We start from the raw sequence: 16,175 nt of genomic DNA, 5'->3' as shown, positions 1-16,175 counted from the left end.
GGTCGGCGTATACACTCTGAACATTCTCTCTCCAATGCAGGTTAAGGTGATTGTCTATGGCGAGTCCGCCCAGAGTATTGTTCGATAACGGTTCGCATCAGGTGCTCTGCTTCGACCAACTGGTTACTGGGGATGGCGTGCAGTCCAACCAGTTCCTGATCATTGATCATGATCAGCACGCGTTGCTTGATCCGGGTGGGGACCTCACGTACACCCCGCTGTCGATGGCTGTCAGCCGTTACATACCGCTGCGTGAGTTGACCTATGTGTTTGCCTCGCACCAGGATCCGGACATCATCGCTTCGCTGGACAAGTGGTTCCTGCACACCAATTGCCGCGTGGTCTGCTCCAAACTGTGGGCACGCTTTTTACCGCACTTGAGTGCGGGTTTTCTGACCAAGCACACCGGCATGACGACCACCGAGCGGATGATCGCCGTGCCCGATCGCGGCATGGACGTGGCACTGGGGCAGAGCGTCATCAAGGTACTGCCTGCTCACTTCCTGCATTCGGTGGGCAACCTGCACTTCTATGATCCGGTCAGTGGCATCTTGTTCTCCGGTGATATGGGGGCCTCGATGGTGGATGACGCGGAACCTGTGACCGACTTCGCCACTCACAAGAACACGATGGAAGGGTTTCATCGGCGTTACATGGCGGGCAACAAGGCTTGCCGCCTGTGGGCCAACATGGTTCGGCAGTTGAAGCCGAAGATGATTGTGCCGCAGCATGGGCGTCCGTTCGGCGATCCGGTTACCATCTCTGCGTTCCTCGACTGGATCAGTAATCTGGAGTGCGGCCTCGATCTGCTGACGCAGGAGGATTACCGCATTCCCTCGTAAGACAGGGAGAGACATGACTGCGCGGGTGTACCAATGGCGGACCGGCAACCGGTTCGAGTTGCTGATTGACGGCGACAATTTCTTCCCGCGCATTCTTGCTGCGCTTGATCAGGCGATTGAGCGCATTGACATTGAGTTGTATCTGGTGGATTCCGGCCGCAGCACCCGACAGTGGCTGGATGTGTTGCAGCGCGTGTGCCAGCGGGGTGTGCGGGTGCGCTGTCTGCTGGATGCCATCGGCACCGATGGCTTGAGCCGCAGTGAGCGGCGCGAACTGGAGCAGATGGGTGTTGAGCTGCAGTTCTACAATCCTTCCAGCCTGCTCAGCGGGCACCGCCTTTTTCATCGTGATCACCGCAAGCTGTTCATTATCGATGACCGCCTGGCTTACGTCGGCGGTACCGGCATTACCGATCCGTTCTGCCAGCTTGACCCTGAAACCGGAAGAACACCCTGGCACGAGCAGATGCTCGAAGTTGAGGGGCCGGTAGTCGAAGACTGGGCGGACCTGTTTGAGCGTATGTGGCAGCAGGGTGGGCAACGTGAGAATCGCGGTCTGTCAGCTGTCCGGCGGGTGCATGTTCCACCGGTGCCCGATGGCGGGGCTGGGCATGGCCGTGTTTCCTACATTGGTGCGCGCGAGCAGAAGGAGGTCGTTGTATCACTGCTGGCCGCGCTGCGCCGAGCGGAACAGCGGGTCTGGCTGGCAACACCGTATTTTTTGCCTTCTTGGCGGATTCGCCGGGCATTGGCGCGGGCTGCCAAGCGCGGCGTTGATGTGCGTTTACTGCTGTGCGGCATGACCATTGATCATCCGCCTGTGCGCTACGCCGGTCAGCGCTTTTACACCAGACTGCTCAAGGCTGGGGTGCGCATCTACGAGTACCAGCCACGCTTTACCCACCTGAAAACGGCGCTGGTCGATGACTGGGTATCGCTCGGTTCCTGCAACTTTGATCATTGGACGTTGCACTGGAACCTGGAAGCCAACCAGCAGGCGGTTGACCCTGACCTGGTGCAGGCGGTGGCCGAAAGCTTCGAGCAGGACTTTGCCGAAAGCGACCTCTGGACGCTGGCTGGCTGGCGCCAACTGGCGCTGTGGCATCGCTTCAAAATTCGCTTCTGGGGGCAGATCAATCGATCGGTGATGTGGCTGTTCGGCATTCCGCGTTAGGTAAACAGCCTGCACCGGCCCCCCAGGGGAGGCCGGTGGCGGGGTAAATCAGGCAAACACCGGCTTACGCTTCTCCATAAATGCCGTGAGAGCTTCCTTGGCTTCGGCGCCACCCAGCAGCTGGGCAAAGTGCTGGCCTTCGGTTTCCATGACCTCATCGGCGGTGCGGCTGATACCGGCGCGGATCAGTTGCTTGGTCAAACGGACCGATCCGGGCGGTTGCTCGGCGATACGCAGTGCAGCCTTGCGAGCGGCCTGCAGCACCGTCTCACCAGCCGGCAGCGCTTGGTTGACCAGGCCAATCTCGGCCGCACGGGTGCCACTGATTTCTTCACCGAGCAGCAGCAACTCGGCCGCGCGAGGATGGCCAAGCAGGCGCGGTAGCAGGAAGCTGGAGCCGGCTTCCGGGCACAGCCCCAGATTGACGAATGGCATTTTCAGGCGAGCGTTCTCGGCGGCGTAAATCAGGTCGCAGTGCAGCAGCATGGTGGTGCCGATACCGACCGCCGGGCCATTGACCGCAGCAATCAACGGTTTGCTGGCGTGGCAGATGGCCTTGAGAAAGATGTACACCGGGCTGTCGGTGCCGCTACGTTCGTTGTTGATGAAGTCTGCGACGTCGTTACCGCTGGTGAAGCACTCGGTGCTGCCCTGGATGACGACGGCGCGAATACTGGCGTCGTCTTGCGCGGCGTTGATGGCCTCGCCCATGACGCCATACATGTCACGGGTCAGGGCATTTTTCTTGTCGGCGCGATTCAGCGTCAGGGTCAGCACGCCCTCGCTGCGGTCGATCAGCAGGTGTTCGCTCACGGTGTACTCCACTTATTGCTCGGGTAATTGGGGTGGAGGGCATATTCGCATGCTTTGGGTAGCCAACCCACAACCCTGTGTCTTACGAATGCAGGCCCATAAACGCAATATTGCGCGTTGCGTTTAGTTGCTGCGGCTGAGGAAGGCCTCGTCGAGAATCTGGCGACCGGCCAACCCGGCCATGAACAGAGGTTTGCGCAGCAGCTCGATAAAGGCTGGCGAGCCGCATATCAGCGCCAGTGCACCGCGCCCCGGGGATTTGAGTCGGCCCAGATCTGCGTCCAGCTCACTGCGTGGTCGTAACTGCAATTGGAGTTGAGGGTGCTGCTCTGCCAATGCCTCCAGGGCAGACTGCAGGTAGCAGGGCTCGCCATGGGCCTGCCAGTGCCAAAGCTGGATTGGCGCACTGTGCCCTGCGGCAAGGGCGCTACGGGCGATTGCCTGCAGCGGCGCGAGTCCGGTGCCAGCCGACAGCAGCAATAGTGGTTGGTCGTGCCAGGCTGGGTCGTAGTTGAGATGGCCGGCGGGTGCGCCGATGTGGCAGGTGGTGCCAAGCGGCAGCTTGCGCAGGGCGCGGCAAAAGGTGCTGTCTTCGCGATCCTGCAGATGAAATTCCAGCAGCGGCTCGCCGGGCAGGCTGGCCAGTGAGAAGGTGCGCGCCAGTTGCGGCGTGAGCCAGATAACCAGATGCTGGCCCGCCTTATAGCGCATGACACGGGCCGGCCGCAGTTGCAGACGGATGACCATGCCGGGTAGCGCTTCCAGCCGTTCGATGGTCGCCGGCAGGCTATCGCGGGTGGGGTCGTGCAGGTGCAGTTGCAAGTCCTGTTCGACGCGGCACTGGCAGGCCAGCAGCCAGCCGTCTGCCTGTTGCTCGGGTGACAGGCCCCGCTGGGCGGCGCTCAGATCGGCGAAGCCACGGTTCTGGACCAGGCAGCTGTGGCATTGGCCAGCACGGCATGACCAGTTGATCGGCAGATCGGCCTGACGCAGCGCATCGAGCAGGTTACTGCCGCTAGCAACCTGCAGGTGGTGGTCATTGATCTGAATATCAGGCATAGCTCGGCTGGTGTATCTCGCTGCGGTTGCGCCCGCTGTTTTTGGCCAGGTAGAGCGCCTGGTCGGCGTCGTTCAGGCAGGCCTCGAAATCGTCCTCCGGCTGCAGCAGGGCCAGACCAGCGGAGAAGGTACAGTGTACGCCTTCGGGCAGGGCATCAAATACCTGTCCAGCAAAACGCAGCCGCAGTCGCTCTACGCATTGAAACAGCGCGTTCTCATTGGCATTGCCGAGCAGCAATACAAACTCTTCTCCGCCAAAGCGAGCAATCAGGTCGCCGTCGCGCAGGGTAGAGTTGGCCAGCGTGGCAAACCCCTGCAGCACCTGATCTCCCGCGGCATGGCCATACAGGTCATTGATGCGCTTGAAGTGATCGAGATCGATCAGGGCGATCCCGATTTGCTGGGTCGGACGCATCAGCGTCATCCGGCGCTGGGCCTCCTGAATAAAGTGTCGGCGATTGGCCAGCCCGGTCAACGGGTCGGTGGTAGCGAGGTTTTGCAATTGGCCCATCATGCCGCGGAGGGTTTCCTGGTGCGCCTGCAGGGTATTGTGGCGCTGCTGCAGGCGCTCGCGCAGTTCCCTGATATAGCTGCCGGTCATGCTCAGTCCAGCCAGAAAACAGGCGAGAATGAACCATTCGACCAGATTGAGGGTGAATCTCTGGGTATCGGCCTGGTAATGCTGTTCGATGGTGATCAGGGCGCCAAAACAGACCAGCGCCAACCCCGAGTGAATCAGAAAGTCGCGGCGCGACAGCTGGAATATGCCGAAGACCATGATATTGGCGTAGATCATGATCAGGCTGCCGCGCAGTGGCCCGGCGAAGGCTAGCAGGTAGGTAATCAGCAGAATCGCCACGGCAATCTGCGCGTTAGTCATGCTCGGGTCGTTGAGCCGCAGATTCCAGTTGCTACGCATTAGCGCAAAGAACACCGACTGGGTGCCCAGACCCAGGCCAATGTGGCTGAGCATCAGCCAGATTGAGCCCTGATACTGCCCGGCGAACCAAGCAACGCTGATCACGATGTAGGTGATCAGGTAGTTGAGCTGAGCCAGATAGAAGCGCTGTAGACGCAGCTTCTGGAACTTGGCGTTCTGTGCGTCCTGCATTTCGGCCACGTTCGTTGCCTCGTTTTTTGTGATGGCAATATGACGTCAATTTATCGGTTGGTGGCTGTTTTGCAAGTTCTTTTCACTTTTCCTGCCGCAACTGTGACGGCTTTCCGACTGGCAGGCCCGGACACGCGGTACTTGCCGGCCCGGCTGTCAGGGGGGAACGTAAGAGGTTGTTTCGCGCTTCCCAAGCTCAGGTATACTTGCCAGCGCATTTTTTCAGGACTGCCGGCCGTGACGTCGGTGCCTGCCTGATTCCGTGAGCCGGACCCGGGGTATGTCCAGGTCCGGCGGTCAAATAGAGGAGCCTGTCCGAGCATGGCCGTAATCAAGCAAGACGATCTGATCCAGAGCGTAGCCGACGCGCTGCAATACATTTCCTATTACCACCCGGTCGACTTCATCCAGGCAGTACACGAAGCCTATGAGCGTGAAGAGTCCAAGGCGGCGAAGGATGCCATCGCGCAGATTCTGATCAACTCCCGCATGTGCGCCACCGGTCACCGTCCGATTTGTCAGGACACCGGTATCGTCACCGTGTTCGTCAAGGTCGGCATGAACGTCAGCTGGGACGGCGCCACCATGAGCCTGGACGACATGATCAACGAAGGCGTGCGCCGCGCCTACAACAACCCGGACAACGTCCTGCGTGCCTCCATCCTGGCCGATCCGGCCGGCAAGCGCACCAACACCAAGGACAACACCCCGGCGGTCATCCACTACCAGATCGTCCCGGGCGACAAGGTAGAAGTCGATGTCGCGGCCAAGGGCGGCGGGTCCGAGAACAAGTCCAAGATGGTTATGCTCAACCCGTCCGACTCGATCGTTGACTGGGTCGTCAAGACGGTTCCGACCATGGGCGCTGGCTGGTGTCCGCCGGGCATGCTCGGTATCGGTATCGGCGGTACCGCCGAGAAGGCTGCAGTGATGGCCAAAGAGGCGCTGATGGACCCGATCGATATCCATGAGCTGCGTGCCCGTGGCCCGCAGAACCGCGCCGAAGAGCTGCGTCTGGAGATCATGGACAAGGTCAACGCGCTGGGTATCGGTGCGCAAGGTCTGGGTGGTCTGACCACCGTGCTGGACATCAAGATCAAGGATTACCCGACCCATGCAGCCAGCCTGCCGGTCTGCATGATCCCCAACTGTGCTGCAACCCGTCACGCGCACTTCGTGCTCGACGGCAGTGGCCCAGCCGAGCTGAAAGCGCCGCCGATGGATGCCTACCCGGAAATCACCTGGGAAGTGGGTGACGGCGTGCGCCGCGTCAACCTCGACACCGTCACCCCGGAAGACGTGCTGAGCTGGAAGAGCGGCGAAACCGTGCTGCTGTCCGGCAAGATGCTGACCGGCCGCGACGCTGCGCACAAACGCATGGTCGACATGCTGAACAAGGGCGAAGAGCTGCCGGTTGATCTGAAAGGCCGCTTTATCTACTACGTTGGCCCGGTTGACCCGGTACGCGACGAGGTGGTTGGACCGGCTGGCCCGACCACCGCCACGCGCATGGACAAGTTCACCCGTCAGATCCTTGAAGCGACTGGCCTGCTGGGCATGATCGGCAAGTCCGAACGCGGCCCGATTGCCATCGAAGCGATCAAGGACCACAAGGCGGTTTATCTGATGGCCGTGGGTGGCGCTGCTTACCTGGTTGCCCAGGCGATCAAGAAGGCCGATGTTATCGCCTTCCCCGAACTGGGTATGGAAGCGATCTACGAGTTCGAAGTGCAGGACATGCCGGTTACTGTCGCGGTCGACAGCACTGGCGAATCCGCGCACATTACCGGCCCGCAGATCTGGCAGAAGAAGATTGCCGAAAGTCTGGCAGTTGAGGTCAAGTAAGACTCGGTGTGGTAACCGAAGCCCCGCCTGGTGCGGGGCTTTTTTATGCCTGTGTTCCAAGGCGGCGCGTAAGCCAGTAATCGATGCTCACCCAGCGTCCAGCGCCGGTGAAAAACAGGCTCAACAGCATCACGAAGTAGGTGGCCGCGAATTCAATACCATTGTTGAGGATGACCAGACGTCCGCTGCTGGTCAGCCAGTCGTAGTTGCCATGCTCTTGGAGCAGCGCACGAGCACGTGCCAGTTTTGCGGCAGATTCCTGAACCCGCTCGTTGGCAAATAGTGAACTCGGGTCGGCGATGGCTTGCCAGCCGTACGGCCAGTGCACGGTAAACAGGGCTACCAGCATGGTGATCATGAGCGGGATGCTGATCCAGCGAACAGCCAGCCCGGTCAGAAGCAGGATTGCTCCCACCAGCTCGGTCAGTGTCGCCAGCCATGCCATCAGGGCGGGTAGGGGTAAGCCGAGGCCGACATCGAACCAGTCGATGGTCGCATCCATGTGCGCGAGCTTGCGGCTGCCGGCCATCCACATGACGGGCGCGAGGTACAGGCGAATGAGGAGCGGTGCGCAAAAATCGAGGGTACGGCAGGTATCAAGCGCGTGTTGTGCGCGATAAAACAGTGTTGGCATGCATCGAGTCCTTTAGCGAGACGGCGCCGAAGGCGCCGAACTGGCTAAAGGACGCGCGATGGGCAGCGGTGTTACACCAATCGCTCACCGACATGCAGCAGCTTCATCGAGTTGGTGCCACCGCGGGAGTTGTAGACATCTCCCTTGGTTAGGATGACCCAGTCGCCAGGCTGCACGTGACCGGCCTGCAGCAGACAGTTCACGGCGGCCTGGTTGATGTCGCTGGCTGCCATTTCCGCCGGGTTGAAGCGGATCGCCTGCACGCCACGCATCAACGAAACCCGACCCAGCGTCTGGCTGTTCGGTGACAGGGCGAAGATCGGCAGATGTGAGCGGATACGCGACATGATCAGCGGGGTGTAGCCGCTTTCAGTCAGGGTGATGATGGCCGTGACGCCGGGGTAGTGGTTGCCCGCGTACATGGCGGCCAGGGCGATGGTTTCATCGCAGCGTTCGAACTCCTGATACAGCCGATGACCGGAACGCTTGCTGACCGGCTGACGCTCTGCGCCGCGGCAAACCCTGTCCATTGCTTCTACGGCTTCAACCGGGTAGCTGCCGGCGGCGGTTTCGGCCGACAGCATGACTGCATCGGTGTAATCCAGTGCGGCGTTGGCGACGTCGGAGACTTCTGCGCGGGTCGGCAGCGGGCTGGTGATCATCGACTCCATCATCTGGGTGGCGGTGATTACCGTCTTGTTCTGCTTGCGCGCGCGGCTGATGATGTGTTTTTGAATGCCGACCAGCTCGGCATCGCCGATTTCTACACCCAGGTCGCCACGCGCCACCATGACTGCATCACTGGCCTGGATCAGGCCATCGAGTGCCACATCGTCGGCAACGGCTTCGGCGCGTTCGATCTTGGCGACCAGCCAGGCATCGGATTCAGCGTCACGCAGCAGTTTGCGGGCCAGTTCCATATCGGCCGCGTCGCGCGGGAACGATACGGCGACGTATTCCATCTGCAGCTCTGCTGCAAGGTTAATGTCGGCGCGGTCCTTGTCGGTCAGAGCAGGAGCCGACAGCCCACCACCCCGGCGGTTGATACCCTTGTTGTTCGATAACGGGCCGCCGGTGGTGACCTTGCAGCGCACTTCGTCACGGCCAACGCTCTCGACCAGCAGGACGACGCGGCCGTCATCCAGCAACAACTCGTCGCCAGCGCGGCAATCTTCTACCAGCGCTGGGTAGTCGAGGCCGACGATGTCCTGGGTGCCGTCGTTCAGGCCATGGCTGGTGGAGAGCCGGAAGTGGTCACCGACATCCAGCTTGATTGGGCCCTCGGCAAAACGGCCGATACGGATCTTCGGACCTTGCAGGTCACCCAGCAGGGCAACATGCTGGCCTTGTTCCGCGGCGATGTCGCGAACCAGTCGTGCGCGCTGACGATGTTCATCGGCACTGCCGTGGGAGAAGTTGAGGCGGGCGACGTTCATCCCGGCCTTGATCAGTTCGGCGATTTTTTCCGGGCTGCTGCTGGCCGGTCCAAGGGTGGCGACAATCTTTGTACGACGCAACGACATGCAGGGGTCCTTGTGCGGCTGGGTTGGGGGAGGGCCATACAATAGACCATAATGCCGTCTGACGGATAGGCATTGTGACCAGTAGGTCAGGAGAGACGGGATGCACACAGTGGTTAGTCAGGTGACCGAACGTCTGAGAGCGCGCAGCGCGCGTTCCAGGGCGGCTTATCTGGCGCAGATGGATAATGCCCCGGCCGGCCGACAGGGTCTTTCCTGCGGTAATCTGGCTCATGGAATGGCTGCCTGCTCGGCCCAGGATAAGCAGCGTCTGAAGCTGCCGGACGAGGTCAACATCGGCATCGTCACGGCCTATAACGACATGCTCTCGGCGCACCAGCCGTACGAGCGTTACCCCGATTTTTTGCGTCAGCATCTGCGTCGCCTGGGTGCGACCGGCCAGGTGGCTGGCGGTGTACCGGCGATGTGTGATGGGGTGACCCAGGGTGAACCCGGCATGGAGTTGTCGTTGGCCAGTCGTGATGTGATTGCCATGTCGACTGCTATCGCGCTGTCTCACAATATGTTCAATGCCACCTTGTGCCTGGGCATCTGCGACAAGATTGTTCCGGGTCTGCTGATGGGCGCACTGCGTTTCGGTCATCTGCCGACGGTATTTGTCCCCTCGGGGCCGATGCCCAGTGGTTTGCCCAATAGTGAAAAGGCGCGCGTACGGCAGCTCTATGCCGAGGGCAAGGTGAACCGCCAAGCGCTGTTGGCAGCGGAGAGCGCGTCCTACCATGGTCCGGGGACCTGTACCTTCTACGGCACTGCCAATACCAATCAGATGTTGCTTGAGGCGATGGGGCTGCAGTTGCCGGGCGCTTCCTTTGTCGCGCCTGATACCGAGCTGCGTGATTCGCTGACCAGAGAGGCAGCAGCGGCAGCCGTGCGGCTCGCCCGGGAAGGCAAGGTGCGGCTGGCCGAGGTGCTGGATGAGCGTGCGCTGATCAATGCGGTGGTAATGCTGCTGGCCACCGGCGGATCAACCAATCTGACGTTGCACCTGGTTGCCATTGGTCAGGCAGCCGGCCTGCAGCTCGATTGGGATGACATGGCGTCGTTGTCGCATGTTGTGCCGACGCTGGCGCACATTTACCCCAGTGGCAAGGCTGACATCAATCAGTTTCAAGCTGTCGGCGGCACTGCGTTTCTGTTTCGGGAGTTGTTGGCGGCGGGCTTGCTGCACGCCGATGTGCAGACCGTTGCGGGCCCGGGTCTTGCGCGTTACACCCAGGAGCCGGTGCTGCAAGATGGCAAGCTGATCTGGCGTGAGGGTGTCGCCGCCAGTCTCGATGAGCAGGTGCTGCGCGGGGTCGATCAGCCCTTTGCCGCGGATAGCGGCTTGCGGCTGATCAGCGGCTCGCTGGGGCGGGGGGTGGTCAAGGTGTCGGCGGTGGCCGAGCCGCATCGCCAGGTCACTGCTGTATGCCGGGTATTCGATAGCCAGGCAGATTTTGTCAGTGCCTTCGAGGCCGGTCAGCTGACTGGAGATCTCATCGCGGTGGTGCGCTTTCAGGGCCCGGCGGCCAACGGGATGCCGGAGTTGCACCGTTTGATGCCTTATCTGGGAGTAATGCAGGATCGTGGACAGCGGGTAGCGCTGGTGACCGACGGACGCTTGTCCGGCGCCTCCGGGAAAGTGCCCGCAGCCATTCACCTTTGTCCGGAAGCCCTGCACGGCGGTTCGATAGCAAGGCTGCGGGACGGGGATATGCTCAGTCTGGATGCGGATGCCGGCACGCTGGTGCTAGTTGACCCTGCCGCCGACTGGCAAGAACGTCCGTTGGCAGCGCCGCCTGAGCAAGTGCGCCGGGGCTGGGGACGCGAATTGTTTGCCTTTATGCGCGCCGAAGCGAGCCCGGCGGATCAGGGTGGCAGCGTTTTCACTGCCAGTCTGCGCGCGGCGGATCAATAGTGCCCGTTATTGAGGCGCTGCTCGCCGAGCGGGGCGTCACGCTGAGGCGTGCGTACGACTCGACGCAGCAGGCTGAGCAATTGGCTGCGGTCGTCGCTGAGCGGCTGGGTATGGCCATCGCTGCGCGAGGGCAGGCGACGCTGGCGTTGTCGGGCGGGCGCAGTCCGATCCCGTTTCTGCGAGCGCTGGCACGTCATGTGCTTGACTGGTCTCGGGTTCGCCTGACGCTGGTTGATGAGCGCTGGGTACCGGAGTACGACCAGCAGAGCAATACCGGCCTGTTGCGTCGTTGCCTGGCGCCGGTGTTTGATCAGACCCAGTGGTTGTCGCTGTACCGAGGTGTGTCGCCGCAGCACGATGCCGAGCAGGCTGGTGCGGAACTGGCAGACTGGTTGCCGCTGGATGTGGTGGTGCTGGGTATGGGGGTTGACGGCCACACGGCCTCGTTTTTTCCGCATGCGGCGCAGTTGACGCAGTGGTTGGCAGCGGATTGCCCCGATCTTTGCGTCGCCAGTCAGGCCAGCGATGGCTCGCCAAGGTTGACCATGACCGGGCGTGCGCTAAACTCCGCGCGGTTTCGGTTGCTGTCGATCAGCGGCGCTGCCAAGTTGCGGACGCTATGCACGGCACTCGAAGAGAATCAGGTTATGCGCTGGCCGATCAGCGCTGTAGTGCGCGCCCCGATGGAAATTTACTACTGCCCGGATGATACTCAGCCCAATGACGTCACTGACTGATAAAACGCGAACGCTGGATGCCCTGTTCAGTCGCACCCGCCTGCTGCCGTTGCTGAATATCGAGCGGCTTGACGACGTCTTGCCGTTGGCTGATGCCTTGGCAGAGGGTGGAGTGAATACTCTGGAGATTACCCTGCGCACGGCGCTGGGGATTGAGGCGATCGCGCTGCTGCGCGCAGAGCGCCCGGCATTGACCATAGGGGCAGGCACTGTGCTCGGGGCAGAGCAGTACCAGGCGGTGCTGGCGGCCGGAGCTCAATTTGTGGTGACGCCGGGCTGCACCGACGAGTTGCTGCAGTGTGGGCTGGACGGACCGGTACCGTTGCTGCCGGGGATCGCCACAGCATCCGAATTGATGGTCGGTTATCGCCTTGGCTATCGCCGCTTCAAGCTGTTTCCCGCACACATTATCGGTGGTGTGGGCTTGCTCAAGGCATTTTCAGGGCCGTTCAAGGATGCCCGTTTTTGCCCGACAGGCGGCGTCTCGCAGGACAACCTGGCTGCGTACCTGGCGCTGTCCAACGTGATGGCGGTCGGAGGCAGCTGGATTGCCCCGGCCGAACTGATCGCGCAGCAACGCTGGGGCGAGATTACCGCTCTCGCCCACGCTGCGGGACAGGTCGGCAGCGCCTGAGGCAACTGCCGCTGTCAGGTCAGGGCTTGCTTGGGTCGACGAAACCGTCGGGTTTGATCACCAGCACGTCACACGGTACCAGATCAAGCAGGCGTTCTGCGGTATGGCCGATCAGCGCGCTGTCCAGTCGCGAGCGCGATACTGCGCCCATGATCAGCAGGTCAATGTTCTCTTTTTCCAGAAAACCGGGCAGGGCTTCCTCCGGATCACCCTCAAGCAGGTGGGTCTCGGCACCCTCGGCGGGCGAGCGGGCCAGCAGCTGGCTGAACGCCGTTGCGTGGTGCTGCTTCACGTCCTGCGCGTACCCTTCATAATCGGCAATCACACTGGCATCGAACACCATGGTCCGGGGCAGCGGGGTGTAGCAATGGACCAGGTCGATCCCGGCGCCCAGTTGTTTGCCCAGGCTGGCGCCACAGGCGATCAGCTTCTGATCCAGCGCGGCGGGTTTGTCTGCACTGTGCAGGGGGTCAACACTGGCGCACAGGCGTTTGATGGTCTTGTCTCCGCGCTTGACCAGCCACAGTGGTGCCTCGCAGTAACGAATTAACTGCCAGTCGGAGCTGGTTAGCAGCAGGCGCTTGAAAACGTTGTGATGGCGGGTGGCCTTGAGTACCAGATCGGGTTTGAGCGTGCTCACTTCACGCAGCACATGACGGTCGAGCCGTTTGCCCCAGATTGCCTTGGTTTCGACCGCGGTGCCCTTTGCCCGCAGCGGGGCTGCCAGTTCTTCAAGGTACTCACGGTGATGGGCGAGCAGCGATTCGCGGGCCTTTTCCAGGGCCGCAGACTCGAACAGCAGGCCGCCATCGAGCGCCGGGATGTAGTCACAGATCATCAGGGTAAGCTGTGCACCCGGGAATTGTCCGAGCAGTGACGTTGCCCTGTCCAGCGCGGGTTGCTGTTGTTCTCGGGTGGGGTCGATCACCACCAGCAGGTTCTTGATATTCATGCAACTGACTCCTGTTGTCGAAGTGACTCCGTAGCTACTCAGCCTAAAACAATCCGCGCCGTTTTACACTGACGTGTATCAAACGCCGAAAGGCTGAAGAATTGGCGTGCCGTGCCGATACAGAGCCATTCTCCGGAGGAAGACATGAACAAGTTCTGGTTGTTGCCGATTGCCGCCATGCTGCTGAGTGGCTGCGGTGCGAGTGGCTACAAGAGGCATTTGGACAACGCCTACGAGGCTTACGCTGATGGTGATTGCGCGCAGGTCATTACTGAGCTGTCGCGGACCGAGCGCCTGATTCGCTCGCGTCCCTATCTGCAGCCCGAGATTTCGTTGTTGAGAGGGCAGTGTCTGGAGCGACAGGGATTCTATCTGGATGCAATCCAGATATACCGGTTTATGCTCGATACCCACCCCAAGAGCGAATACAGCTATCGGGCTGCGGCGCGGCTTGAAACCTTGCGTCAGCTTGGGCATTACGATCCTGAACGGCCCATACCACCGGTCGCAGACTGACCTGGGCGGTGTTGCCTGAGCTTGGCGAGGTAGTGGCAGTCCGCTATTCTCAAGAACCCGTCTGCGCAGGGAACGTCAATGATTTACCTCAAGCTGCTCATGGCTGCACTTGTCTTCTGCAGCTTTCAGGCACATGCCCAGATCTACCGTTGGGTGGATGCTGACGGGCAGGTGCATTTTGAGCAACGGCCACGACCTGGTGCCGATGAGGTTGAGGTTCGTCCGCAGGTAATCGAGCGTGACGAGCGGGTACGCCAGGGTGAAGCGTCAATGGAGCGGCTGGCGGAAATCCGGGCGCAGGAGCGTCAGCAACAGCAGGATCTGCAGGCGCAGCGCCAGCAGCAGCGTCTGAGGTGGTGTCAGGATCTTCGCGAGCGGCTCGCCAAGTTTGAGCTGCGCGCTTACTGGTACGAAGAGGATGCTGACGGTAATCGGGTCGAAGTGTCCAGGGCGCGATTGGAGGAGGCTGAAGCCTCTTTGCGGCAACAAATCGCGGAGCAGTGCTGATATGCATGTCATTCCGGATTCCAACCAGGGGCCTTCGATTGAGCAGCGGCGTATTCCGCGGCACCATTTGAGCGCCTACCTTTGCGTTTACAACAGTCGGAACGGACGGCCGATTGGTTACATCGGCAATATCTCCCGTGATGGCATCATGCTGATCTGCTCGCTGCCGGTCATGCTCAATCAGGAATACGACCTCGAACTGCAGCTACCTGATCTGGACGATCCGCTTGGATCGCAGCGACTGGTATTTCGAGCGCGCAGTCACTGGTGTCGGGCGGACGTTACGCCGGGTCACTATGATTGTGGGTTCAGTGTGATAGCCAATCGCGAGGCCTTTGCCGGATTGGCGCACGCGTTGCAACGCTACTTCCGCTTTGGCCAATTGGCGGATGCCTGACGCCAGTCATTGCGGTAACCTGCCCCTTTGATCGTGGTGAGGGGCGCATGAGCAAGAGCTTTTTCTGGTACGACTTTGAGTCAACCGGCATTGATCCTAGGCGGGATCGCCCGGTTCAGGTGGCGGGTGTGCGCACCAACGAAGCCTTGGAGGAAATCGGCGAGCCGCTGTGCATTGATGCCCGTCTGTCTCCTGATGTGCTGCCACACCCCCAGGCCTGCCTGGTCACTGGCATCAGTCCGCAGCGTCTGGAGCAGGGGCTGGGGGAAGCCGAGTTCATGCATCAACTGCACGAGCAGATGATTCAACCCGGCACTTGCTCAGTCGGCTATAACAGCCTGCGCTTTGATGACGAGATGACTCGGTTCTCGTTATATCGCAACTTTTACGACCCCTACGCCCGCGAATGGCAGGGCGGCAACAGTCGCTGGGATCTGTTGGATGGTCTGCGCGCGGCGCATGCGCTGCGTCCGGATGGGATCGAGTGGCCGCAGGTTGACGGCTTCACCAGTCTGCGACTTGAGCTGCTGACCGCAGCCAATGGCATTGATCATGGTCAGGCGCACGACGCGCTGGCGGATGTACGGGCAACCATCGCTATGGCGCGGCTGTTCAGGCAGGCCCAGCCAAAACTCTATGACTATTTGCTGGGCTTGCGGGACAAGCGGCGCGCAGCGGAGTTTATCGATTTGCAACGGGTACGCCCGCTGGTACACGTGTCCGGGCGGTTTGGCCGTGAGCGCCGCGGGTTGGCGCTGGTTTTGCCGCTGGGTTGGCATCCGGTCAATCGCAATGCGGTCATCGTCTACGACCTGGCTGCTGATCCGGCGGTGCTGACGGATCAATCCCCCGAACAGGTGCGCCAGTTTCTGTACACCCGGACTGAAGATCTCCCCGAGGGGCAGGCTCGTCCGGGGCTGAAGCTGGTTCACCTGAACAAATGCCCGGTATTGGCCGATACCAAGGTGCTGCAGGCTGCCGACATTGAACGTCTGCAGCTGGATATGCCGGCGCTGCTGGCGAACGCGCAGCGGCTGGCGGACTGGCGCACCGGTGGGCAGGCTGCGCTTGCCGAGATTTATGCGGAGCAACATCCCCAGAACGGGGTGGAACAGGAGGCCGAGGTTCAGCTGTATGACGGGTTTCTCTCTGATGCCGACCGGCGTTTGCTGCCGGCGATCCGCGAGGCCGATGGCGCCGCGCTTGTCAGTATGCGCTGGCCGCTGCGTGACCAGCGGCTGGTCGATATGCTATTTCGTTATCGGGCGCGCAATTTCCCCGATAGCCTGTCTGCGCCTGAACAGCAGCAGTGGCTGGCCTATTGTCGAGCGCGCCTGAGTGGCGAGCAGGTCGGCGTGCTGAGCCTAGGTGAATTTCTGGCCAGTATTGATGCGCTGCTGCCGGACATCTCCGTGGATCAGCAGCAGTTACTGCTGAGCTGGCGCGACTACGGCGCCAAGTTGGCTGTGCAGCTTGGTCTGTAATTGCCGGACATAAAAAAACCGATGCCAAGCAT

General features: G+C 61.0%; 16 protein-coding genes. 10 read left to right on the top strand and 6 right to left on the bottom strand.

Annotated elements, in window-relative coordinates; translation table 11 throughout:
- The first annotated feature begins 56 nt into the window (after window positions 1-56).
- Window positions 57-842, top strand: coding sequence for an oxygen-binding di-iron domain-containing protein (locus C1949_RS07610; protein ID WP_104737880.1), 786 nt, complete (start codon window positions 57-59; stop codon window positions 840-842).
- A gap of 13 nt (window positions 843-855) precedes the next feature.
- Window positions 856-2,016 (top strand): phospholipase D-like domain-containing protein, encoded by a 1,161-nt coding sequence (locus tag C1949_RS07605; RefSeq protein ID WP_104737879.1) that lies wholly within the window; start codon window positions 856-858, stop codon window positions 2,014-2,016.
- Between the two features lie 48 nt (window positions 2,017-2,064).
- On the opposite strand, the gene C1949_RS07600 is transcribed toward C1949_RS07605, so the two are convergent.
- From C1949_RS07600 to C1949_RS07590, 3 genes are all read right to left on the bottom strand, one after another.
- Entirely contained in the window at window positions 2,065-2,829 is a 765-nt protein-coding gene (locus tag C1949_RS07600) for an enoyl-CoA hydratase (RefSeq protein ID WP_104737878.1), read from the bottom strand.
- Window positions 2,830-2,952: 123 nt separating this feature from the next.
- Window positions 2,953-3,888: a 2Fe-2S iron-sulfur cluster-binding protein gene (locus C1949_RS07595; protein ID WP_104737877.1), complete on the bottom strand. Its 936-nt coding sequence runs from the start codon at window positions 3,886-3,888 to the stop codon at window positions 2,953-2,955.
- Window positions 3,881-4,999, bottom strand: a complete 1,119-nt coding sequence (locus C1949_RS07590) for a GGDEF domain-containing protein (protein ID WP_146040299.1) — start codon at window positions 4,997-4,999, stop codon at window positions 3,881-3,883. Before C1949_RS07590 ends, C1949_RS07595 begins: the two co-directional genes overlap by 8 nt.
- Before the next feature lie 321 nt (window positions 5,000-5,320).
- Between C1949_RS07590 and C1949_RS07585 the strand changes: the two genes are divergently transcribed.
- Window positions 5,321-6,844, top strand: coding sequence for a fumarate hydratase (locus C1949_RS07585; protein ID WP_104737875.1), 1,524 nt, complete (start codon window positions 5,321-5,323; stop codon window positions 6,842-6,844).
- A gap of 43 nt (window positions 6,845-6,887) precedes the next feature.
- Here C1949_RS07585 and C1949_RS07580 read toward each other — a convergent pair whose 3' ends face one another.
- Window positions 6,888-7,478 carry an HvfX family Cu-binding RiPP maturation protein gene (locus C1949_RS07580; RefSeq protein WP_104737874.1) on the bottom strand — a complete coding sequence of 197 codons (591 nt, stop codon included), beginning with the start codon at window positions 7,476-7,478 and terminating at the stop codon, window positions 6,888-6,890.
- 71 nt (window positions 7,479-7,549) lie between these two features.
- Window positions 7,550-9,001, bottom strand: coding sequence for a pyruvate kinase (pyk, locus tag C1949_RS07575; protein ID WP_104737873.1), 1,452 nt, complete (start codon window positions 8,999-9,001; stop codon window positions 7,550-7,552).
- Window positions 9,002-9,101: 100 nt separating this feature from the next.
- Between pyk and edd the strand changes: the two genes are divergently transcribed.
- The 3 genes from edd to C1949_RS07560 are packed head-to-tail and all read left to right on the top strand — an operon-like array spanning window position 9,102 to window position 12,287.
- Complete coding sequence (gene edd / locus C1949_RS07570; RefSeq protein ID WP_104737872.1) at window positions 9,102-10,916, top strand: phosphogluconate dehydratase; 1,815 nt, start codon at window positions 9,102-9,104, stop codon at window positions 10,914-10,916.
- Entirely contained in the window at window positions 10,916-11,653 is a 738-nt protein-coding gene (gene pgl / locus C1949_RS07565) for a 6-phosphogluconolactonase (protein ID WP_170063025.1), read from the top strand. The genes edd and pgl overlap by 1 nt, the downstream gene beginning before the upstream one ends.
- Entirely contained in the window at window positions 11,637-12,287 is a 651-nt protein-coding gene (locus C1949_RS07560; RefSeq protein WP_104737870.1) for a bifunctional 4-hydroxy-2-oxoglutarate aldolase/2-dehydro-3-deoxy-phosphogluconate aldolase, read from the top strand. The genes pgl and C1949_RS07560 overlap by 17 nt, the downstream gene beginning before the upstream one ends.
- Before the next feature lie 19 nt (window positions 12,288-12,306).
- On the opposite strand, the gene C1949_RS07555 is transcribed toward C1949_RS07560, so the two are convergent.
- Complete coding sequence (locus C1949_RS07555) at window positions 12,307-13,239, bottom strand: universal stress protein (RefSeq protein WP_104737869.1); 933 nt, start codon at window positions 13,237-13,239, stop codon at window positions 12,307-12,309.
- Window positions 13,240-13,383: 144 nt separating this feature from the next.
- Between C1949_RS07555 and C1949_RS07550 the strand changes: the two genes are divergently transcribed.
- The 4 genes from C1949_RS07550 (at window position 13,384) to sbcB (ending at window position 16,143) form a co-directional block, all read left to right on the top strand.
- Complete coding sequence (locus C1949_RS07550) at window positions 13,384-13,755, top strand: tetratricopeptide repeat protein (RefSeq protein ID WP_104737868.1); 372 nt, start codon at window positions 13,384-13,386, stop codon at window positions 13,753-13,755.
- 78 nt (window positions 13,756-13,833) lie between these two features.
- On the top strand, window positions 13,834-14,262 hold the full coding sequence (locus tag C1949_RS07545) for a DUF4124 domain-containing protein (protein ID WP_104737867.1): 429 nt from the start codon (window positions 13,834-13,836) through the stop codon (window positions 14,260-14,262).
- A gap of 1 nt (window position 14,263) precedes the next feature.
- Complete coding sequence (locus C1949_RS07540) at window positions 14,264-14,659, top strand: PilZ domain-containing protein (RefSeq protein ID WP_170063024.1); 396 nt, start codon at window positions 14,264-14,266, stop codon at window positions 14,657-14,659.
- Window positions 14,660-14,706: 47 nt separating this feature from the next.
- Window positions 14,707-16,143 carry an exodeoxyribonuclease I gene (gene sbcB, locus C1949_RS07535; protein ID WP_104737865.1) on the top strand — a complete coding sequence of 479 codons (1,437 nt, stop codon included), beginning with the start codon at window positions 14,707-14,709 and terminating at the stop codon, window positions 16,141-16,143.
- The last annotated feature ends 32 nt before the right edge of the window (window positions 16,144-16,175 follow it).

It is taken from the genome of Halopseudomonas oceani, assembly GCF_002903165.1.
Taxonomy (GTDB): domain Bacteria; phylum Pseudomonadota; class Gammaproteobacteria; order Pseudomonadales; family Pseudomonadaceae; genus Halopseudomonas; species Halopseudomonas oceani.
Note: the sequence above shows the minus strand (reverse complement) of the source record. Positions and strands in the feature narration are given on the sequence as shown.